This window comes from Ignatzschineria indica (genome assembly GCF_003121925.1).
GTDB lineage: Bacteria > Pseudomonadota > Gammaproteobacteria > Cardiobacteriales > Wohlfahrtiimonadaceae > Ignatzschineria > Ignatzschineria indica.
The window spans coordinates 712,903-735,623 of the sequence record NZ_QEWR01000002.1 but is presented as its reverse complement, the minus strand read 5'-3'; the positions used below and the strand labels follow the sequence as shown (position 1 = coordinate 735,623).

17 protein-coding genes and 1 pseudogene are annotated in these 22,721 nt (G+C 41.0%); 12 read left to right on the top strand and 6 right to left on the bottom strand.

Going from position 1 to position 22,721, the window contains the following annotated elements:
• Positions 1 to 71: 71 nt before the first annotated feature.
• Complete coding sequence (locus DC082_RS03315; RefSeq protein WP_109235743.1) at positions 72 to 578, top strand: hypothetical protein; 507 nt, start codon at positions 72 to 74, stop codon at positions 576 to 578.
• A 128-nt stretch (positions 579 to 706) separates the two neighbouring features.
• On the opposite strand, the pseudogene DC082_RS03310 reads toward DC082_RS03315, so the two are convergent.
• Positions 707 to 1,036: pseudogene (locus DC082_RS03310) on the bottom strand (macro domain-containing protein); the annotation flags it as partial.
• Between the two features lie 450 nt (positions 1,037 to 1,486).
• On the opposite strand from DC082_RS03310, the gene drt2 reads away from it, so the two are divergent.
• Positions 1,487 to 2,764: an antiviral reverse transcriptase Drt2 gene (gene drt2 / locus DC082_RS03305; RefSeq protein WP_109235742.1), complete on the top strand. Its 1,278-nt coding sequence runs from the start codon at positions 1,487 to 1,489 to the stop codon at positions 2,762 to 2,764.
• Positions 2,765 to 3,215: 451 nt separating this feature from the next.
• Positions 3,216 to 4,037 carry a hypothetical protein gene (locus DC082_RS03300; RefSeq protein WP_109235741.1) on the top strand — a complete coding sequence of 274 codons (822 nt, stop codon included), beginning with the start codon at positions 3,216 to 3,218 and terminating at the stop codon, positions 4,035 to 4,037.
• A gap of 390 nt (positions 4,038 to 4,427) precedes the next feature.
• On the opposite strand, the gene DC082_RS10705 is transcribed toward DC082_RS03300, so the two are convergent.
• A complete protein-coding gene (locus DC082_RS10705; protein ID WP_157953455.1) occupies positions 4,428 to 4,598 on the bottom strand; it encodes a hypothetical protein in 171 nt (56 codons plus the stop codon).
• Positions 4,599 to 4,612: 14 nt separating this feature from the next.
• Positions 4,613 to 5,167 carry a hypothetical protein gene (locus DC082_RS03295; protein ID WP_109235740.1) on the bottom strand — a complete coding sequence of 185 codons (555 nt, stop codon included), beginning with the start codon at positions 5,165 to 5,167 and terminating at the stop codon, positions 4,613 to 4,615.
• Between the two features lie 302 nt (positions 5,168 to 5,469).
• Between DC082_RS03295 and galU the strand changes: the two genes are divergently transcribed.
• The 5 genes from galU (at position 5,470) to DC082_RS03270 (ending at position 12,296) form a co-directional block, all read left to right on the top strand.
• The gene (gene galU / locus DC082_RS03290; protein ID WP_109235739.1) at positions 5,470 to 6,357 is read left to right on the top strand and encodes a UTP--glucose-1-phosphate uridylyltransferase GalU; all 888 of its coding nucleotides are present in this window, start codon (positions 5,470 to 5,472) and stop codon (positions 6,355 to 6,357) included.
• Entirely contained in the window at positions 6,354 to 7,658 is a 1,305-nt protein-coding gene (locus DC082_RS03285) for a nucleotide sugar dehydrogenase (RefSeq protein ID WP_109235738.1), read from the top strand. The genes galU and DC082_RS03285 overlap by 4 nt, the downstream gene beginning before the upstream one ends.
• A 16-nt stretch (positions 7,659 to 7,674) precedes the next feature.
• Positions 7,675 to 9,369, top strand: a complete 1,695-nt coding sequence (gene pgi, locus DC082_RS03280) for a glucose-6-phosphate isomerase (RefSeq protein ID WP_109235737.1) — start codon at positions 7,675 to 7,677, stop codon at positions 9,367 to 9,369.
• Between the two features lie 38 nt (positions 9,370 to 9,407).
• Positions 9,408 to 10,424 (top strand): UDP-glucose 4-epimerase GalE, encoded by a 1,017-nt coding sequence (gene galE / locus DC082_RS03275; protein ID WP_109235736.1) that lies wholly within the window; start codon positions 9,408 to 9,410, stop codon positions 10,422 to 10,424.
• A 516-nt stretch (positions 10,425 to 10,940) separates the two neighbouring features.
• Positions 10,941 to 12,296, top strand: coding sequence for an esterase-like activity of phytase family protein (locus DC082_RS03270; protein ID WP_109235735.1), 1,356 nt, complete (start codon positions 10,941 to 10,943; stop codon positions 12,294 to 12,296).
• Between the two features lie 225 nt (positions 12,297 to 12,521).
• Here the strand turns inward: DC082_RS03270 and DC082_RS03265 are convergent, their stop codons facing one another.
• Positions 12,522 to 13,892, bottom strand: coding sequence for a phosphohexomutase domain-containing protein (locus tag DC082_RS03265; protein ID WP_109235734.1), 1,371 nt, complete (start codon positions 13,890 to 13,892; stop codon positions 12,522 to 12,524).
• Positions 13,893 to 14,272: 380 nt separating this feature from the next.
• On the opposite strand from DC082_RS03265, the gene DC082_RS03260 reads away from it, so the two are divergent.
• Together DC082_RS03260 and glaH are read left to right on the top strand one after the other, a co-directional pair.
• Positions 14,273 to 14,590: a DUF3870 domain-containing protein gene (locus DC082_RS03260; protein ID WP_094567078.1), complete on the top strand. Its 318-nt coding sequence runs from the start codon at positions 14,273 to 14,275 to the stop codon at positions 14,588 to 14,590.
• Between the two features lie 443 nt (positions 14,591 to 15,033).
• Entirely contained in the window at positions 15,034 to 15,951 is a 918-nt protein-coding gene (gene glaH, locus DC082_RS03255; protein WP_109235733.1) for a glutarate dioxygenase GlaH, read from the top strand.
• 334 nt (positions 15,952 to 16,285) lie between these two features.
• On the opposite strand, the gene DC082_RS03250 is transcribed toward glaH, so the two are convergent.
• Together DC082_RS03250 and DC082_RS03245 are read right to left on the bottom strand one after the other, a co-directional pair.
• On the bottom strand, positions 16,286 to 17,752 hold the full coding sequence (locus tag DC082_RS03250; RefSeq protein WP_229821552.1) for a YfcC family protein: 1,467 nt from the start codon (positions 17,750 to 17,752) through the stop codon (positions 16,286 to 16,288).
• A 9-nt stretch (positions 17,753 to 17,761) separates the two neighbouring features.
• Complete coding sequence (locus tag DC082_RS03245; RefSeq protein ID WP_109236181.1) at positions 17,762 to 18,895, bottom strand: M20 family metallopeptidase; 1,134 nt, start codon at positions 18,893 to 18,895, stop codon at positions 17,762 to 17,764.
• 1,090 nt (positions 18,896 to 19,985) lie between these two features.
• On the opposite strand from DC082_RS03245, the gene DC082_RS03240 reads away from it, so the two are divergent.
• Positions 19,986 to 21,326 carry a c-type cytochrome gene (locus DC082_RS03240; RefSeq protein WP_109235732.1) on the top strand — a complete coding sequence of 447 codons (1,341 nt, stop codon included), beginning with the start codon at positions 19,986 to 19,988 and terminating at the stop codon, positions 21,324 to 21,326.
• Between the two features lie 152 nt (positions 21,327 to 21,478).
• A complete protein-coding gene (locus DC082_RS03235) occupies positions 21,479 to 22,408 on the top strand; it encodes a c-type cytochrome (RefSeq protein ID WP_109236180.1) in 930 nt (309 codons plus the stop codon).
• The last annotated feature ends 313 nt before the right edge of the window (positions 22,409 to 22,721 follow it).

Genomic DNA, 22,721 nt, shown 5'->3' with positions numbered 1-22,721 from the left:
GAATAACCCTTTTTTAAATCTCTTAAAAAACGATTTATGTTATATCATCGAAAAAAAAAGAACCTATAATCATGCAAGAGAAGAAACAAAAAGGGGCGGGTATCTGCACTTTTAGATCTCCTCATGATGTACTTATGATTAAGGCTAAAGATCAAGGAACTGCTTTATGGGCCTTAGTGAATCAGCGGTGCTCAGAAGGTGCATTTTTGGAGATTAAGGAGGATGGAGAAAAGGTATTACATCTTTTAGAGATGAAGAGTCGATGTACGCAATCTGAATTTATTAAAGCTTGTGAACAGTTAGAAGGGATGTATTACGCCGCATTGTCGGTGATGGCTGTTTTGAAATTGGGATTTCCAGATCAAGTCATCTCATATATCGCTTATAAATCCACCAATTTAGAGAATCAAATTCAATTACCTCTTTATCAAAATAAACAGCTTGTTGGTGTCGATACAGAAGGGGTTCGAGCATTAAATTTTTGGAGAAATCATAAGATACAATTTAAACATTGCTTTTCTTCGCTGATTAAAGGTAAGCGTGATCAAGATGGAAATTATGATTTTGGAACTATTTAAAGTGATGAGCTTGGAAGAAGGGCTGGAATCTTCAAAATAGAACTATCATGAATCGATATATCTAATATATCTAATATATCAATACCAATGATGACCTCTTTGTAAACGATGGGATAGTCATCACGTTAAGATCTGATTTTTCTTGTTCTAATTTCAGTGATTAATGCGTCTAAACCTGCGTTAATATCTTCTATTTTACTTGCACTACGCCAGTGTCTTTTAGTAGGGAAATTGATAATCAGTTTAGGGTTAACGGGGCTACCAGTTTCAAAGATCAACATTTTTCCAGGTACAACTTGTTGTAAATCACAGGCCTTTTTATAAGCCAGAAAATTTTCCGGAAATGCTTTTTTAAATTGTAGAGCAATCCCTCGTCCCATTACTCCAACACAATTGACAGTATTGACTAATGCCTCTACATCGGCGTGAAAAAGATTTCCTTGTACGAAGTTAATCATCATTAATAATACCACTCTCTTTTTATAGTGACTTTAGGAGGATGGGTGATGTTTTCTGACTCTGTTATTTTATATCTTAATATTAATCATATTCTGCATTTTCTATATATTGTTGCTTAATATTTATATTTAAGCTATTTTGTATTTGCCCCATTTAATAGGAATGGGGGGATATCACATGATGTCAACCAGAATAATCCTCCAGTTATTGGTGATTATTCCGATGACAATGCTGTAGATATGAATATGCTTAATATGAATATTTATGGTAATACGCATCTTTAGTCCTCCTCGTGAGACTGAAGCAATGATATTATAGATCATATGCAACATATGGTGGCACAGCGGTTTTATCGCAAAGAATACGTAAAAGATTACGTTTGTTAAGCCCCAAACAGTATAGGATGGCCACAGTCCGACCTGTTTGGGGTTTTGCATTATATGGCTTAGATGAAATTAAAAAGTTCTGATTGGTACCGAAATAGAGGGTACCTACATTTTGATCAGCAGATCGGAATAAAAGCAGCTCGAGCAATTGTGACAAACCCTAAAAAGGTGGCGCGTCACAGCTTTTATCCAATGTTGAGGTATTGTGCTTTTACAATAAAACTAGGTAAAGCATCAGAAGATGCTTCTTTGGTTAAAACCCATAAAGCACGAGAAATTACTTATGCCTCACATTTAGACTCCCATATTTATGCATACTACGGAAAAGTTTTAGAATTATCCTATGAGCAGATTCTTTCGCAATTAAATCTTTCCGATGTTGTTTTAGCTTTTAGAAGGTTAGGTAAGTCGAATGTAGATTTTGCTTATGAGGCTTTTAAGGAGATAGAGTCACGAAAAAATTGTGACGTTATTGCGCTCGATATTACCGGTTTTTTTGATAACCTTGATCATCAACATCTAAAGGATGCTTGGGCAAAACTTCTTCATAAAGATCAATTGCCGGAAGATCATTATGCGGTGTATCGATCATTAACTCGTTACGCTTATTGCATAAGGGATGAGATTTATAGAGAGTTTGAAATCTCTTTAAACAATCCATGGCATCAGCGTAAAAGGATCTGCTCTGCTTATGAGTTTCGATCTCGGGTGAGAGAAAAGGAATATATTTCAATTAATAATACAGATAGAGGTATTCCCCAGGGAACAGCTATTAGTGCGTTGCTCTCTAATATCTTTATGTTAAATTTCGACCAAAAATTGCATTCAAAAATGAATGATTTAGGTGGAAGTTATCGTCGCTATTGTGATGATATGTTATTTATACTTCCTAAGTCTCAACAATTTGATGTCGAAAGCTTTGTTGCTTCAGAAATAAAAGCATATGGACTGTCTATTAATTCTAAAAAAACAGAGAAACGACTATTTAGAGATAGTAAAAGTAATAAAGCGCTTCAATACTTAGGGTTTACATATGATGGTAAACGAATTTTGTTAAGATCAGCTGCTTTAGCTCGATTTTCTGAAAAAATGAATAAATCAATTCGTTTAGTGAAGAATACGGTCAATAAAGAATCTAAAAAAATGGGTTATAAAGTGCCATTACGTAGAAAGAAACTGTATGAAAGATATAGTCACTTAGGACATAGAAACTTCATTACTTATGGGCTGAGAGCTTCTGAAGTTATGAATTCTAAGGCTATTAGAAAACAGATTAAACCATTGTGGGATCGTTTAAATCAGAAGTTAGATGAAGTTGATCAATCGATTAAGGATCAATAAGAGATTCACTCAATAAAAGAGAGCCGGGACGTACATTAAGTATAATGCAGAGGTACCCGGGCGTATTGTTGAATATATTAGCTGCAACTACTTGTTTTAGCAATAGTTATAAGTTGATAGAGCTATATTTTAAGATAAGTTTAGGGATGTTTGTATGAGCTTATAATGGGGGTAATTTTTAGAACTGATTGCCGGCAGATGGCTCTCTATCCTACCAATCTCAATATCGAAACCGGCAAAATCACCAACGCCATCAGCACAACAATAAAGATCACTATCGGTGTAATTTTTTCACCTTTAAAAAATAGAGGCCTGAGATATTACTATTATTCTATGATTAATATTAATCTATAAATTTCATGGAAATTAATGCCAAAATATCGATTACTTATAATAAGTGATATTATATTAAAACGAAAAATTTGAAGCGAAAATGACAAAAGGATCAATGATGAAAAAAATAGTTCTTTTAGGCTTTATCTCGGCGTTACTGGTAGCTTGTACCCCGAAGGATGAAGATTACTACTTTAAGCACCTAGATAAAGCAGAAGAGAAGGCAAAGAGCTGTAATAGCCAATTAGAAAAGATATTGATGGCGGGAAAGGATGAAAAGGCGCTCGCTAAATTGAAGGCAGATACAGAGTGTCAGGCGGCTTTTGATGCGCTTAATAAACAGAAAGAGATTGAGCGAGAGAAAGAGAGAGCGGAGAGAGAACTTAAGAGACAACAAGAATTAGAAGCAAAGCAGAAGGCGACCAAAGAGGCTAAAAATCGTATCTCCCAATCACTGATCGATAAAGATTGGGATGAGATTATTACTGAATACTTAAAACAGAAAGAGTGTAACAGCCTCGCCCAAAGAAATACCCCCGAGTGCATGGCTTGGAAAGAGATCCATGAAGAGGCCTTTAAGGAGGGGGAAGATCAACTCTCAAAAGAGAACTTTGAAGCCTTAACGGAACAACAAGCGACTTATTGTAATTTGGATAAGAGACCGGGTTCTGCCTGTGATGTTTGGCAAAAGAGTTGGAATACTCAAAATGCTGCTATCGTGAATCAATTTATCAACGATGATCAGCGCTTTGTTGAGACCTATAACCAGTGTTATGACACAATGGAAAAAATACGGCAATCAGATGAGGGACGCAGAGTAAAAACTCAGCTAGAGCGTGAAGTGACCGGGAGCTATCCTTGTTATCAGATAAAGGAAGCCTACTCTAAGAGAGGATTAGGATCTGGGTGGAATATCTTCACGAAGCGTATTAGCTTGTAGTATTTGTTGATCAGTAAGAGAAAACAGGTAGGTCATTGATACAAGCAGATTGATACAAGTGCATCAATACAAGTACAGCGATACAAACAGATTATTGATAGTGTCGATTTAAATGAAGATCAAAAACCTCATAAAGTAGCTCGACTATTGAGCTTTTTATGAGGTTTTTTTGCAGATATCTCTATAAGTTAAAAAGCAAAACGTTATTACAGAAATTATCACAACGCAGATGTAGCGCAGATGCAATATATCGATGATGCGCTTCTCAGTTGGCTTTCCTTATTTGTTGCAAGAGGAAAATCATGTAGCAACTCCGTTTTGGTGGCAGGGGGGCTGTATTGGAATAAATGCCTCTACATCTATCCCCTAATTTTTATATTTTCATATATCTCATTTTTCCCATTTAGGATCATAAGATTCTAGTGAAGGGCGCAATCTTCTGATATTCGCTTTCTTCTTAATAAGTGCGCGTCGCTTTTCAGAGAGTTTCTTGTAATACTCAAAGTAGGTGAGCATTTGGTCTTTTTCTCTCTTTTCTTTGGCATTATTCTCTAGTGTCATGTTGTTATCTCCTTTTACCACGCATAATGGATAAAACTCAAAAGCATCATAAGAAGGGAGAGGCAAGAGAGTCTTAAAAGAGTAGGGACCCATTTTAAGTTATTGATCTTTTCGCTCTTTATATCTTCATTTAGCTCTATGATATCACTATAGTAGGCTATCGACCACATCAGGTATTCGTTGTAGCTTGTTTCTTCTGATAACTTTTCTTCATTAAAAAGCTCGATTCTTTGTAGACCAACTGTTGGTTTCATAATGCGTTTAAAATCTAAAGCTTTTAGACATTTAAAAATAATTATTACAGATAAAGCAACAATGAATATAAAAAATAAACTAACATAGAGTGGATTATAATTTTCCACTCCAGAAGTTTCAGCATTGCGAATAAAGTTAAGAAATAAATTACTTCCTACAAGCAGCAATAGAGGGATGAAAACAATATATTTACTAATTTTATCATCTATGCCTTTGATACTTTTATTTAGGTCTTCGTGCTCACTTATGGTGTCTTCTAAAATCTTTTCATAGATTTTATTATCTTCATTTTGCGTTATAGTTTTTTTCTCCATATTATTTTTTACCCAAAGTATTCTTTTATTAATAACGTGAAGAAATTGTAGGAAGTAAAATTACAAATTGTCGGAGTAAGTATATTTTAATCAATTTGTTTCTGTTTCTTTATGGTCATTGATCGTTTAGTCAGTTATTTTCAGAGAGTTTTCAGATAACTTCTTAGATGAGTGAGAGAAGATCCTCCTTTCTTAGCAATAGTCATTCTCTCTTATCCCAATTATTGATATCCTTATACCCATTATAGATATTTATAGTCATTTATAGTTATTATCGTTATTGACCAATAGTAGGGATATTCATGATTAAGAAAGCAATTTTACCTGTTGCGGGTTTAGGGACCCGTTTTCTGCCGGCGAGTAAGGCGATTCCGAAAGAGATGGTGACGGTGGTCGATCGTCCTGTGATCGATTATGTGGTGCAAGAGGCAGTCAAAGCAGGGATTGAGGAGATTATCTTAGTAACGCATAGCTCAAAAGGGAGTATTGAGAACTATTTCGATAAGAACTTTGAGTTAGAGACGATCCTGAAAGAGAAACAAAAATTCGATATTTTAGCGGAGATTGAATCGATTCTGCCGAAAGGGGTGAGCGTTGTGAGCGTGCGTCAGGGCGAGCCACTTGGCTTGGGGCATGCGGTATTATGCGCGAAATCCTTGATCGGCAATGAGCCTTTTGCCGTCCTTCTCCCTGATGTATTGGTCTATAACGAAGGGGAAGAGAATGATCTTGCGCGAATGATTGAGTATTACAATCAGCACCAGGCAGCGCAGATTATGGTGGAAGAGGTGCCGGCATCTTTGGTGGATCAATATGGGATTGTGGATGTGGCATCAACCCCGGCAGAAGGGGAATCGATTGTGATGCAGGGAATTGTGGAAAAGCCGGCAGTGGGAAGCGCGCCTTCGAATCTCTCGGTGATTGGTCGTTATATTCTTCCGCCGGAGATTATGTCGCTTCTTGAGAAGACGCCGAAAGGTGCCGGCAATGAGATTCAGCTCACCGATGCAATTGCACTATTACAGAAAGAAGCACCGATTGAAGCATATCGCATGAAGGGGCAGACCTTCGATTGTGGTAGTAAAATCGGGTATTTAGAAGCGGTTCTCCATTATGGTGCGATTCACCCGACATTGGGCGCGCCTTTCAGAGCTTTAATCGAAAAATCTGCACGTGAGATAAAGTTATGAAGATCGCCATTATCGGATCAACCCTGCAAGCCGGCGTCTTAACGGCGCTACTCTCTAAATATGGCAATGAGGTCTATGTTTTAACGGGAGTTGATCGAGGAGAGAATAAGGGGGAACAATCCTTCTTTCCCCATCTTCAAGACCCACAACTCTTAGCAGAGTTAAAGCGCTTAGAGGAGGCGAAAAGCTTCAAGCAGCTCGATTCTATGGCAGAGTTGATGGATCTTTCAACGGAGATCGATTGTTACTTTCTCAGTTTTAATGCGTTAGAGAAGAGCAGAGCGACCGATTTTTTAGAAGAGATGGCAAGTAGAATTGCCGAGAATCATATTGAGCAGAAGCAGCATAATATCCCGCTTTTGATCAATGGTTCGACGTTTGGACTCTATGGTACGGAGGCATTGCGCCAAGCATTTCCAGAAGCGGATTGGGCTTATCTTCCTGATATCGTACAAGAGGGAAATGCCGTGAAGAGTTTTATCGATCTTGCACAGCTGATTGTGGGGATAGAATCGGAACAGACATTGATTCGACTTAAAGAGCTCTTTCGTCCCTTCTTCCCACTTCCTTCCCAATGGTTAGTGATGCCGATTCTCGATGCGGAACTCACGAAGTTGAGTATCTCCGGGATGCTCGCAACGCGCATCAGTTATATGAATGACCTTGCTAATGTTGCCGAGAGTATTGGGGTGGATATCCTCAATGTTAAACAGGGTTTAGCGGCAGATCGCCGAATTGGTGGTGCTTATCTTTCGCCGGGAGCGGGTTTTGGGGGAGAGAACTTCTCAAGCGATATTTTGATGCTCTCTGAAGAGGTGGGGCGCCGTGGGGTTAAAAGCCGTTTGATGGATCAAGTTTGGGAAGTGAATGAGGATCAGAAAGAGGTACTCTTCCGCCATCTCTGGCGTTATTACGAGAGCGATCTTGCCGGCAAAAAAGTGGCCATTTGGGGCGCTTCTTTTAAAGAGGAGACGGCGAGTATCTACAATTCCCCCATCCATAAGATGATTCGCGCACTGGTTGCACAAGGGGTAACGATCTCGCTCTTTGATCCGGCGGCAATGCCGGCAGTGAAGAGTGCCTATCCTTTTGAGCCGATCGATTATTGTGATGATAAGTATCAGACGCTCGAAGATGCCGATGCTCTGATTATCTTAACGGCATGGAAGGAATTCTTTAGCCCCGATTATACCTTGATCAAAGAGAAGATGGCGCACCCCTTTATTCTCGATGGACGCAATATCTTTGATCCACACTATATGCAAAATTTAGGCTTTATCTATAAGGGAATCGGCCGTTAGAGCCGGGAGACGATCGATGCAGAAAGAATCATTAACGATATTAGAGACATTACCCCCTTTATCGGCAGATCCACACTTTATTGCGCTAGAAGCGATGGCAGAATCGATGCAGAAGAAACCACTTGCGCGTCTATTTGAAGAGGATGCTGATCGCTTTAATCAATTTCACTTTCAGTTAGAGGGGCTCTTGATCGACTTTAGTAAGCAGCGGATCGATCAAGCAATTTTGGAAAAGTTAGCCGAACTGACGAAATCACGCAAGCTAGCTGAGAGTATCGCGCTACTCTTTTCGGAGAGTAAGATCAATCAGAGTGAGAATCGAGCAGCAATGCATTGGGCGCTTCGTACCCCGGAAAAGGCGCTTGAAGCGCTTGGGATCGATCCCGAGATCAGCCGAGCGATTCACCGAGAACTTGAGAAGATGTATGCCTTAGTGGAGCAGATTCATCAAGGACAATATCGAGGGGCGACAGGAGAAGTGGTGACCGATGTGGTCAATATCGGGGTCGGAGGTTCTGATCTTGGGCCATTGATGGCCTCTTATGCCTTAGCGGACTTTACTGTCCGAACAGAAAAAGAACTCAATATCCACTTTGTCTCAACGATGGATGGGAGCCAACTCTCTGAATTGCTGCACCAATTGCGCCCGGAGACGACGCTCTTTATTATCTCATCAAAATCATTCGGCACAATCGATACCCTTAAGAATGCGGCAACAGTGCGCAGCTGGATGGAGAAGGCATTAGGCGATGAGCCACAACTACTGAAAAATCACTTTATTGGCGTTTCCAGTAATAGTGAGGCGATGAGTAGATGGGGGATTGCTAAAGAGCGGCAACTCTATCTCTGGGAGTGGGTCGGCGGGCGCTATTCGCTCTGGTCGGCGATCGGTCTTCCTATTGCGCTCACCATTGGTGTTGAGGGCTTTAAATCCTTCTTAGAGGGAGGATATATGATGGATTGCCATTTTAGAGAGGCGCCTTTTAATGAAAATCTCCCCATTTTGATGGCGATGATTGAGATCTGGAATAGTAATTGTCTCGATATTCAGACTCATGCCGTTCTCCCCTATGATGGGCGCCTGAAATATTTTGCCAGTTATTTGCAGCAGCTAGAGATGGAGTCGAACGGAAAGAATATCACGCGTCGAGAAGAGCGGGTCGATTACACGACTTGCCCCATTATTTGGGGTGAGGTAGGGCCGAATGCGCAACATGCTTTCTACCAACTACTCCATCAAGGGACAGAAGCGGTGAGTGCTGATTTTATCGCTCCTAAGCGCCGATATACCGATGATCAATTTACCTATAGTGAGAATGCGACAGAGTTGATTGAACAACATGATTTGGCATTGGCCAATTGTCTTGCGCAATCGCGTCTTCTTGCCTTTGGAAATGCGGCATTGGTAGATGAAACGGGAGAGGAGCATATCCCTGCCTATAAAGGGTATGAGGGGAATCAACCGAGTTCAACGCTCTTAATCGAGAGCTTAACACCAAAGACATTAGGGATGTTGATCACGCTCTATGAGCATAAAGTTTTTGTGCAATCGGTGATCTGGAATATCAATCCTTTCGATCAGTGGGGTGTGGAGAAGGGCAAAGAGATCGCCAGTCAATTAATCCCTCTATTAAAGGGTGATCGACCAGCAGGCAGTGTGATAGACTCCTCTACAGAGGGATTGATTCAATATCTACAAGGATATCTATAAGGATATCTATAAGGATATCTATAAGGAGCAGAAACGAAATGAAGATCTTAGTTACCGGCGGAGCGGGCTATATCGGCTCACATACCGTTATTGAATTATTAGAAGCAGGCTTTGAAGTGGTGGTATTTGATAATCTCTCTAACAGCTCGGTTGAATCGTTAAAACGGGTTGAAGAGATTACGGGTAAATCGCTGATCTTTATCGAAGGGGATATTCGTGATGGCGCGGCGCTCGATGAGCTCTTTACAGAGCATGAGATCAAAGCGGTGATTCACTTTGCCGGCCTTAAGGCGGTAGGAGAGAGCCAGGAGATTCCATTGGTCTACTTTGATAATAATATCGCAGGTTCTATCTCCTTGATCAAAGCGATGGAGAAGGCGGAATGCTTTACGCTGATCTTTAGCTCTTCCGCAACCGTCTATGATGAGGCAAATATCTCCCCATTAACAGAGGAGATGCCGACTGGAATGCCCTCTAACAACTATGGTTATACAAAGTTGATTGTTGAGCAACTCTTACAAAAAGCGGCGATCGCCGATGAGCGTTGGTCAATCGCATTATTGCGTTATTTCAATCCTGTTGGTGCCCATCAGAGCGGTAAGATTGGGGAAGATCCGCAAGGAACGCCCAATAATTTGATGCCATTTATGACACAAGTTGCGGTAGGAATGCGCGATAAACTCTACATATTCGGCAATGATTATCCTACAACAGATGGCACCGGCATTCGTGATTATATCCATGTGGTGGATCTGGCAAAAGCGCATCTATCGGCGCTTAAAAATCGTCTTGAAGCGCATGGTTGCCGTGCATGGAATATTGGTACCGGCAATGGCACCTCCGTTCTAGAGATGAAAGAGACCTTCGAGAGCGTCAATGGTGTTGAGATTCCGTATCAGATCACAGAGCGCCGTAGTGGCGATGTAGCGATCTCCTATGCTGATAATGGGCGCGCCGTCAAAGAGCTCAACTGGAAACCCCAATATGGTCTTAGAGAGATGCTCGAAGATAGCTGGCGCTGGCAGAAAGAGAATCCGAGAGGGTATCGGGAATAAGTAGAAGCATTTTATTGTGATCTAAGATCTGCTAAGATGTTTCCATCCTTTAGCGTTACTGGTCATTTTCAGTCGGGTGTTAAGCCAGACTCTAACTTATTGAACAGATTGAGAGTTGCGAAAGCTAATTTCCCAGCTCTCAGGAGAGCCGGAAAATTATCTTTCGCTCCCTTCAGTAAAGGATCGAGATAGAGCCTCAAAGAGTTTGGTCATTTGATCAACATTTTCGAGGCTCTATTGGTATTCGGGTGATTGAATCTATTGGGAAGGTTGGAGCGTATTTGGTAAAAGGTGTAGAAAAAGGTATAGAATCTATCTGTTAAGTTGATGATTCAATATTGGTAAAAATTAAAAAATTGAAGTGTGATTGGTGTAGATAGCCCATTATAAATATTTCAATCGTAATTTTTGAGCCACTTTGTCTTTTATTATCGGCATTATACAAATATTATGTAACTTTCTTGTCATACTCTTTTTTTATACTTAAATCTTCTCAATAAAGATGGAGATTAAAGAATGAAATTGAGCAAATTGATGGCTGCACTATTTGTTATGGGAAGTATCAATATTGTATTGGCCGCAGATCCTAATATTGATAAATATGTTGTTTCATTCCCTGATCAAGATCGAGTGTCTTATCAAGGACTTTATCAGTCACAATTTCCAGAAGGTATCCCGATGGGGATAGGTTCAGGTCTCTACTTTGTGGGGGAAGAGCAAGGAAAATTAAAGTTTGTGACAGTGACAGATCGAGGGGCTAATGCAGATGCTCCTCAGCTAGATGGGGGAGAGAGTAAAATTTTTGTTACGCCTAATTTTACTCCTACAATGATGGATATTGTTGTTGATGAAAAAGGTGCGGTATCCATTAATCCGGTATCTTTAAAAGATCAGAATGGATTAATCTCTGGCTTGCCCCTCTCTTCAGAATATATAGGTTCTACACATGAAGTTCCTTTGAGCGAAACCTTAGAAATATTATCTACGGTTGATAATGGGTTAGATCTTGAGGGGATAGTAAGCGATGGTAAAGATGGTTATTGGGTTTGTGATGAATATGGGCCATTCATTGCCCACATTAGTGCTGATGGTACTATTTTAAAAAAATTAGGCCCTACACCGAATGAAAATGAAAAGGCTGTTGCTTCAGGCTTACCAAATATCTTAAAGTGGCGCCAGGCAAATCGTGGGTTTGAAGGAATCGCTAGACTTCCAGATGGAACTATTATCGTGGCGGTACAGAGCGGATTAAATATTGAAGGAGAAACAAAGAAAACGGCAGAGGTGACTCGATTAGTCGCTTATAATCCTGAAACAGAAGAGAGTAAGATGTATGCTTATCCTATTGATGTCGATGCTTATAATAAGTTAGGGGATGCAAAAATTGGTGACATTGTTGCCTTAGACCAGAATCGTATTTTAGTGATTGAGCAGGGAAAGAGTAAGACAAATGGTATGCGTAATCTTATCTATATTGTCGATCTTTCAGAAGCAACGGATTTAACCGCTTCAGATAAAATTCGACCTGTAGAGTTTGATTCATTAGCTGAAATTGAAAATCGTGATATTCAAGTTGCTAAGAAAGAGTTGCTTATTGACCTTAGAGATTATGGTTGGCAGCAGGAGAAAGCCGAAGGTTTAGCATTAATTGATAAAAGACGTATAGCTCTTATTAATGATAATGATTTTGGTATTAATGCAGTGTTAAAAAACGGCAAAGATGGTACAAAAATTAAAGATTATACATTGCTAGAGAGCGGAAAATTAGCGCTTAATGGGGAAGAGACGGAAACTCAGATTCTTATTGAGCCCTCAAAATCTCCCGATAACTTAAGTGAGCTATGGGTTGTGACTTTTGATCACGATATCTAATGTATATTTAAATATAGATAATGTTAGAGAGATTATAAGTTGAATGCCAGTTAAATAGAGTTTTCTAATATTACTATAAGTTCACCTATAACAAAATCCCTCGACTTTGATCTAAAGTGAGGGATTTTTTATGATCTCTATGATTGACCTATGCAATTGAGCTAGGCAATTGAGTTATTCAATCTTTTGCCGTAGCTTTTCTAGAGACTTTGCAGAGGTTGTCAATTACTGCTCAATCAATGTCGTTAACTCTGCAACATACTCCGCCATAGGGCGTGGATTTTTGGCGCGATCTGATTCGATATTGAGACGAAGGAGCGGCTCGGTATTAGAGGCGCGTACATTAAAGCGCCACTCGCCAAAATTTAGGCTGATACCATCGGTGGTATCGATCTCAGGGTTGAGCGCTTCATAATGCGCTAAAATTCGTGCGATAGTCTCTTTTGAATCATTCACCTTAAAGTTAATTTCACCACTACAAGGGAATTGGGTGATCATCTCTCCGACAAGCGTTGAGAGTGGTTTTTTCGTCTCAGAGAGGAGCATCACTACTAAAAGCCAGGGGATCATTCCACTATCACAATAGGCAAAATCTTTGAAGTAGTGATGTGCGCTCATCTCGCCCCCATAGATCGCATTCTCCTCTCGCATCGCCTCTTTAATAAAGGCATGCCCCGATTTTGATTGAATCGCCTCACCATTGAGCGATTCTACAACGGCTAAGGTATTCCAGATTAAGCGTGGATCATGGACAATTTTTGCGCCAGGTTTTTGTGTTAAGAAGGCTTGTGCCAGAAGGCCAACGATGTAGTAGCCCTCGATAAAACCTCCCTTTTCATCAAAGAGGAAGCAACGGTCAAAATCGCCATCCCAAGCGATACCCATATCTGCTTGATGCTCTAATACCGCACTTCGGGTGCTTTCACGATTTTCAATTAAGAGGGGATTAGGAATCCCATTGGGGAAAGATCCATCAGCCTCATGATGAATTTTGATAAATTCGATCGGGATATTGAGATCTTTAAAACGTGCTTCTAAAGCATCAATCACATGTCCGGCTGCGCCATTACCGGCATTAACCACCAATCTTAATGGACGGATTTTCACAGGATCGATATAAGTTAAGAGATGCTCGATATATTCCGGCACGATATTGTAAGAGGTGATACTCCCTTTCTGTGCCGGCTCACTAAATTGGCCGGCAATCACTCTGTCATGAATCTCTTTTAAGCCACTCTCCATGCCGATAGGGCGTGCATTTTCACGGACGAGCTTCATGCCGTTATAATCGATCGGATTATGGCTTGCTGTCACTTCAATTCCCCCCTCAACATCGAGATGAAAGGCGGCAAAGTAGACCTCTTCTGTACCTGTCATGCCGAGATCATACACATCGACACCGGCATCGGTCAGGCCATTGATAAGCGCTTGCTTCAACGCTTCACTAGTGGGGCGAATATCGGCGCCTACCGCAACTTTTTTCGGTTGGTAGATATCGCCATAGGCGCGACCGATCTTGTAGGCAAGGGCTTCATCGAGCTCTTCACCAAGTTTTCCACGAATGTCGTAAGCCTTAAAGCAGGGGAGTTTTATCATAAATTATCCTTATTTTTTATCCTTATATTGATCTTTATTTTCTCTTAATGTTCTTTTAATGTGCCATGATTCTTTTTTTCGTTCTAATCTTTCCACTTATTTTCTACTTATTATAATCGTTCACCATTTTTTTGTTGATCACTTTGACTTGTCGGGTGAAAAGGAATGGTAAGCGCCATATTGAGAGTTAGAGAAGGGCGTTAGTGAGGGAGTTAGTGAGTGGAGTTAGAGAATACCTTTTTGAAAGTCGTTAATTGTCATAGTTGGTTGTAATAGTTAGCTGTAGCAGTTGAGTAGTACAGCTCAATACTGTTACGATAAGTAGCAATCGTTATGAGAAATTGAAGAGATGGAGAATCAGAGAAAGATGGGAATAATCAATGAATAGTAAAACACTCTTTTTAGCAGGATATGCGCGTTTACCTCAGGGGATGGCAGCAAAGAATCTCTTTGAATCGATGACAATCACGGTGGAGATTGAGCCGAAATATGGCGTTATTTTAGCTGCAGATTGCACTTTGATTACTGAGCTTGGACGTAATTTTATTGGCCAGTTATTGCGAGGTTATAGTCTTAATGATGGTGTAGAGACAATTATTGAAGCGATCCATGATGCTTATCGTGGTAAGGCAACAAGCGCTCTGATTGCGGCACTAAAAGATCTTGAGCATCAATATCAGCAGTTAAAACGGCGTTAAGCCATTAAGTGAGGCGGTGAGGAGATAGAAAGAGAAAAGATTTTATAAAAAGGAGTAGCATTATTTTTTGTTGCATGCTACATTCAAGATCAAGGTTCAACAGATAGCAGTGCTCATTAATGAGATACCTTTATCGGATCGATTCATTAATAGAACCACTCCTTTAACTTGAACTTACCCAATATATTTTGCCGTTAATTGTCAACTGCAGAGCCATTTTGGATCAGTCGTCCTGCAACCATCTTTAGATGGAGAAGAGCGCAGCACTGCCGACCAATAAGAATGGATAAACCAGTAGACAGATTGATTGAAGATTTTATGAAATTTTCAGTCGGTCTGTTTGCTGGTTTTTTTGTGGCTAAAATTTAACGGCGAACATGAAAATTATCTATAGCATTTAACGTATTTAACGTATTTAAAGAAAAGAGAATAGGGAGAAGAGAATGTCTAAATTTATTCAGAAAAATGATAAGCTCGAAGTCAGTTTTAATCCACAATCGAAACGTCTACTCAATGTAAACCTCTCAAAAAGCGTTGTTGAGAACTTCTTAAAGCGTATTCGTGAAGAGGAAATCGGTGTTCAACGCCTTGAGTATACTCCTTATGAGCGTCAAGTGATTGCAAGTTACCTAGATGAAGAGGTGGGCAATGATTTTGGGAATATGTTACGTGAGATCGTGAATGATCGTGAAACAGGTGGGTTTACGATCGGTCTTGAAGGGGTAACAGAAGATACCGATGAGTATGTGATCTTCTCAACAGCGATTGCTCATCTTGTAGGGATTTCTAACTTCGACTCGATGACGGGTAAATATTATGCCCGCTTTACGGTAAAAGATACCGATAATAGTGATTCTTACCTGCGTCAAGCATATCGCCTCTTTACACTCCATACTGATGGAACTTTTGTTAATGAGCCGACAGATTGGCTCTTGATGATGAAGATGGTTGAGGAGAATGCCGTAGGCGGTGAGAGTCGATTACTCCATCTCGATGATTGGAGCGAGCTCGATAAATTCCACAAAAGTTCATTAGGGGAGCATAAGTTCCAATATATTGCGCCACCGAGTAAAAATGTACAGGAAATCGTTTTCCGTAAGCTCTTCTTCTTAAAAAATAATCGTCCTTGTATCTGCTTTATCGATCAGTTCGCTTATCCTGAGACAATTGAAGAGGCGAAATTCTTAAAAGCACTTTCACAATCACTTGAAGCGGATAAGAGTGTGATTGAGCTCGAATTACCCGTTGGTAATCTTGTTGTACTTAATAATGAATTTTGGATGCATGGGCGTGCGGCATTTGAAAAGAATCCTAACCTCAATCGTGAATTACTTCGTCAGAGAGGACGTTTCTACGAGTAGATTAATAGCAGAGGATCAAGGAAGGATAACCGCTTAATCGGTGAGCGGTAATGGGGGGATAGTCGAGTTATTAGTGAAAGAGAAAAGAAAGAAATTTTATTGAGATTCACGCACTTTTAATTTAACTTTTAATTAACTTTTAATTTAACTTTTAAGTTAAGTAGATCGCGATAATAGCTCCTGTGCTAATAGCTCACTATCAAAAGAAGAGGCTCTAAAGTCAGTTGATGACCTTAGAGCCTTTTTATCATTTTAGATCTTTTTGGATCTTTTTAATCTTTTTTATATTTTTATATTTTATTCGATTCTCTGCATTGCTCAGAATCGAGTCCGATTAAATCGGTCCATAGTTAATTGCCGTAGCCACCCAGATCGCAGCCATACCGATAAGGACCCAGATTAAGAGGATGGGGAAGACAAATTTAACCCAACGTGTCCAAGGAACTTTCCCCACTGCGAGAACTGCCATCAATACGCCGGAAGTAGGCGTAATAATATTGGTAAAGCCATCTCCTAACTTAAGGATTAAGACGCCAGTTTGACGCGTGAGATCCAAGACATCAAGAATCGGCACCATAATCGGCATCACGATCGAGGCTTGCCCTGTACCTGAGGTGACAAGGAAGTTAAAGAGGAGATTAAAGAAGTAGAGCATCTGCGCGCCCCAGTAGTGGGAGGTCTGCTGTAGAGGCACTAATGTTGCTTGAACAATAGAGTCGAGAACATTTCCCTGATCTAAGATCACAATAACCGCACGAGCAATACCGACAACAAGTGCTCCATAAACAAGGGATTGCGCCCCTTTCATAAAGGTCTTTATATAAGTATTAGGATTGATCTTAAAGATCGCCGCGACAACGATACTCATCATGATAAAGATTGCCGAGAGATGATCAACCCCCCACTTATATTGAAATGCGCCGTAGAGAAAGAGACCGATAAATGCCACAAAGATAAAGAGGCTCAATTTCTGTTTCCAAGTAAAGGGCTCTTTAAGATTCTCCTCTTCACTCTTCGCTTCTGCCTCAAGATCTTCATAGTCAGGATTATCTTCTGCTAATGAAGCCATATAGCTCTTCTCAGGCGTTTTGGCGATACGATTTGCATACCAAACAATATAGAGAATCGTGACACTAATTAAGATCACAAAGAGCACAACACGGAAGATAATGCCGGAGAAGAGCGGGACTTCTGCCAAGGTTTGCGCTGTTCCTAAAATTGTAGGATCAAGAATTCCCACCGCATTACCGGCATAGTAACCTAAATAGACGACGGCAACACCGGTGATAGCATCGAGCTTCATCGAGCGAGAGAGGGCAATACCTATCGGAATAAAGGCGATTACAGCATTTGCCGCTAATCCTAATGAAGAGAGTAGGCCAAAGATGAGTCCTACAGCAACAATCAAAATACGGTAATTGCCTTTGGTCTTAATAATCAGCGCATTGATACCAGAATCGATCGCTCGGGTCTTATCATAGATCGCAATAGCACCCCCAATCATAAAGATTAAGAAGATAATACTCGCTGATTGCTTTAAACCTATGGGGATGGCGTAGAAGATATCCATAAGTGAAGCAGGTTTTGAGGCAACTTCATGGAAACTGCCGGGAACAACACGATTGATACCGCCGATCACTTCTCGCTCGTAACTTCCGGCCGGAATAAGGTAGGTGGCGATTGCTGCGAGAACCACAATTCCAAAGATGATGATAAAGGCATCTGGCATCGCCCATTGAAATTTCTTCTTCATCTTCTGCTCCCCATTTTTAAGGGATTCTCTGTTTACAGATTGAGTCATAGAATCTCCTTATGATCCAAGTTTCGCTAAGATATGGGCAAATAGTGCGGTTCTCTCTGTGAGTGTCGGGAGTTCGAGATACTCTTTATCACTATGTTGATGTCCGCCGACAGGGCCTAAACCATCAACTGTCGGAATACCCACACCTGCGGTGAAAGAGGCATCGGAACCACCTCCGGTCGAGATATCTTCAATCTCTAAACCCAGCATTTTGGCTTCTGAGAGAATCAGATCTACAAGTTGAGCGCTCTGTTCAGTTTTGGCCATCGGTGGGCGATTGATGCCACCGGTGAGTGTGAGTTTAATGCCATCTAACATGGGTTTGCGACAGACCTCTTTAACCGCACGATCGATCTCAATCCCTTGCTCTTCAGTAGAGATACGAACATCAATCTCTGCATAGGCGTTTGGAGCAACTGTATTGACAGAGGTTCCCCCAGAGATAATGCCAACATTCACAGAGAGACCTTCTTGATGGCGTGAAAGTGCATGGAGTGCTTGAATCTTATAAGAGAGTTCCTGAATCGCGCTGATTCCTGTTTCAGGTGCGATTCCTGAGTGAGAGGCTTTCCCTTCAATCTTCAATTGATAAGTTCCGACACCGCGGCGGGCGCTTACAATTGCACCATTAGCTCTTGCTGGCTCCATTACAAGGGCGGCTTTTTTCCCTTGAGCGGAAGATTCGATAAGCGCTCTTGAGCTATGTGAGCCGATCTCCTCATCGCAGTTTAGAAGAATCTCTACATCTTTATACGCCTCATTCCCACTCTCATGGAGTGCTTTAATCGCATAATAGACGAGAACATGGCTCGCTTTCATATCGATAACGCCGGGGCCATAAGCGCGATCACCCTCAATGGAGAAGGGGCGCTCAGCAACCGTCCCTTGAGGGAAGACAGTATCGAGATGGGCTAAAATAAGGATATTCGGCTCTTTCGCTTCCTTATGACGTAGGCGATAGTTATTGCCAAATGTTTCATTGGTAAAGATCTCAATCTCAAAATCTAGCTCACGATAGCGTTCAATAATTTCAGCAGCGACGGCATCAACCCCCGCTTTATCGTAAGATCCGCTATCGATATTGACTAAAGTTTTTAAGAAATCAATCATTGCGCTCTCTTGCGCATTGATCCACTCATTGATCATATCTATTTCTCCTCTTTTAATAGATCACGATAGAATCCTGTTGTTCGCTAGAGTGCTCTATGATTTCTCATAACTGACTCTAGAGCGCCCCATAGGGTTCTATCTCTTTTATAAAGCATTATTATTGTTCTATTTTTGATGACATTATGACGGGTAGATCAGTATTACTACCCATATCGCTGCCTCTCTTTTATTCTTATTTTGAAGCTCTCTTGATCTCTCTTGAGTCCTTTTGAGATCAAAAGAGCTATGCTATGTGAGCATCTATCGAAAGGCAATCATTTTCAAGAGTGATAAAAAAATTTTATAGGTGAAATTTCTGAAGTTTATAAAGTTAGAAGAATCTTCATTTATTGCGGTGATTTTCTTTGAAAAGTATCAAATTATGGTTAATTTTTTGGCAGTGAAATTTCTATCCATAAAATTTTATAGATGTCATTTTTCATACATTCCACTCTCATAGCACTATCATCATTCGTCATTCGTTATGACCATTTTTACCATGATCTCTTCATTACGATCTCTTCGAGATCCTGATTCTGACAACTCCCCGTTTTATCTCAACTTCGCCTCAACTTTATCTCAATCCTATCCCCATTCTCTTTCCTGATCTTTATTTGATGAAAGTCATATCTGTTGCAAATTGTTCTTTTTTAAAAAAGCATCAATTGATGTAGGAAAGTAGGCTTTTTAAGGGACAGGGAGTGCTTTAAGCTCTTGGTAATATTGAGAAAGTCAAAAAACCTCTTTTTAGAATCAGATAAAGAATAATAAGTCAATCGCTCTAATGGATAGCTTTCTCTCCAATTAAGTGCGCAGTAGACTGAGAAGCTAATAAGTCAGCGAGTTTTGGGCAATTGAGACTTGAGATAAAGCGGATTGTTTTGAAGTTTCATCTCAGATAGTCTCCTCTCAAATAGCTCCATCAAGTTGCTCTAGAAAATAATAAGAGAGAGCAAGTAGAAAAGAGTAGAGCGAATAGGAGTGCGCACTAGAAGGGAGCGCAATCGGGAGCACCGTTGATTGAAGGGATTGAGTATTTAAATAAAAGCGCATTAAATGCATTAAAAGTAGAAGGGGTGCAAGTATGAAGAAGCTGATAGGTAGTCTGGTGATTATAGGCGTTGTGGGGTTTTTAGGCGCCTACGCTGGGTCCACATTTTTAACCCATTTCCGAAAGGTAGAGATGCCGGCAGATAGCGCAAAGATCGCTTATGATGAGGCATTGATTAATCGGGGAGAGTATGTGGCAAGACTCTCTGACTGTGCCGCGTGCCATACGGTTCCCGGAGAGCCTGAGTATGCCGGTGGATTGGCAATGCAGACCCCTTTTGGCGCAATCTACTCAACCAATATCACGCCGGATCTTGAGACCGGTATCGGTGGCTATAGTTTAGAAGAGTTTACCAATGCGGTAAAACATGGTGTTCGTCAAGATAATGCACCACTCTATCCGGCAATGCCCTATACCTCATATGCGATTATGCCAGATGAGGATATGGAGGCGATGTACGCATACTTTATGATGGGTGTTAAGCCAGTGATGAAGCCTAATGCACCGACGACATTCCCTTGGTTTATGAGCATGCGTTGGCCGGTGGCTTATTGGCAGCTCTTCTTCTCTCCTTCACGTGAGTTTCAGCCAGATCCTGCTCTTAGTGATCTTGAAAATCATGGTGCATATTTAGTAGAAGGACCTGGGCATTGTGGAGCCTGTCATACGCCTCGTGGTATCGCTTATCAAGAGGTGACGCTCTCTAATGATTCCGATCTTTTCCTCTCGGGTGCTGTGATCGATGGTTGGCGTGCTAAGAGTCTTCGTGGTGAAGCGCAAGGGCTGAAGATGTGGAGTCAAGAAGATCTTGTGGAGTTCTTAAAGACAGGACGTACAGATCGTATTATCGCTTTTGGCGCAATGGCTGATGTGATTGAGCATAGTTCTCAATATTGGAGTGATCAAGATCTAGCAGCTACAGCGGCTTACTTAAAGAGTTTATCGCCGGCACCTAATAAGATCTTAAACCTTCCTGAAAAAGAGGATACTACGACAGATCTGCTTCTATCGGGTCAATATAGTGATCCCGGTGCGATTCTCTATGTTGAGCATTGTTATACTTGTCACCGAGCCGATGGTGATGGTGTTCCTCGCATCTTCCCGGCATTAAACTTAAATAGTGCAGTGATTGCTAATAATGCTCAATCGGTGATTCAAGTGACATTAGAGGGGGGTAAGATGGCAGCAACTCCGGCAGATCGAATGGCATTTACTATGCCGGCCTTTAATCACTTAAGTGATGAGGAGGTGGCGATTATTGTTAACTTTATCCGTAATAGTTGGAACAATACCGCCCCTGAAATTGAAGCGAAAGATGTCGCAGAAATTAGAGAATTCTTACGGCATAAAGCCCCTAACATTACCCTCAACTAAAGGAGAAGATGATGAGAATAATGGATCGATTAAAAAAATCCTCAATCGCGCCGATGATCACTCCTTTAGGAGATCAACGGGAGAGTGTAGCAGTGAAGCAATCGTTATTGTCGAATAAGAGTTGTAAGATGGAAGCAAGGGAAGGTATGCCGATGAAGAGTCAGAAAGAGAGAGATCATCAAGGTTGGAAAAGATCGATTTTAGCCCTTATTTTAGGGGGATCTATTGCCGGGATCGGTGCCATCGCGATTGCCGCGAATTTAACAGAAGCAGATCCAGAACGTTTTCCAATGACCGATCAAAATGGAGAAGATTTAGGTTGGTATACGGTTCCATCCGATCTTGAGATCTTAAAAGAGCCTAATGCCAAAGAGATTCTCTACGGTAAAGTGCTTCTCAATGAGACAAAACGCCTTCTTCCCGATAATGTCGGCGCAACGATGAATTGTAATAGTTGCCACATTGCTGAGGGAAAAGCACAATATGGCGCACCTTACTTAACAACGGCACATCAATATCCTAAAGTGATGCCACGTGCCGGCAAAATGGTCTCTTTAGAGGGGCGAATTAATGGTTGTTTCCAACGTTCGATGAATGGAAAGCCACTCGATCCTGAATCGAAAGAGATGAAAGCGATGATCGCTTATATGGCCTGGTTAAGTGCAAGTCAACCGGCGGATGCTAAGGTGGCGGTTGTTAACTCAGGGCCTGTCGATGAGAGTTTAGTTCCCGATCCTGTGCGTGGACAAGCGATCTATGAAGCGCAATGTGCAAGTTGCCATGGTGATCAAGGAGAAGGTCTTAAAGATAAGCGAGGCAATGTGATCTTCCCACCCCTTTGGGGACCTGAGTCATTTAATATTGGTGCAGGAATGGCAAGAACCTATAAAGCGGCACAATTTGTAAAATATAATATGCCGATGGCCGTCAATTTTGAAGGCGCATGGGGTCAGGGTGGTGTCTTAACAGATCAAGAGGCAGTGGATGTTTCTGAGTATTTTACCCATCTTCCACGTCCTGATTTTGAAGGAAAAGTGAATGACTGGCCTAATGGTAAGAAGCCAAAAGATGCGCGTTATTAGGAGATGCAGCTCTTTGAGCTTGTTTTAGATCTTGTCTTAGATCAATATTGATTTCCTTAATCTGCGATATGGATACTATTGTGAGCTTAAGCCCTTGAAATAGTCGTTATCATCTCCATATTAGAATCGCATCCCTAAGAGAGGCCCCGACAATTACTTTGTCCCAAGGGACCTTTTTCTTGCCTATTTTTTGTGGATTCTATGATCTCCCATGATCTCCCATGATTTTCGATGCCCTTTTATAGAGCTTAGGGCAGAATGAAAAAAAGAGCGAGATGATTTCAATTTCATCTCGCTCTTTCTGTCACGAAGC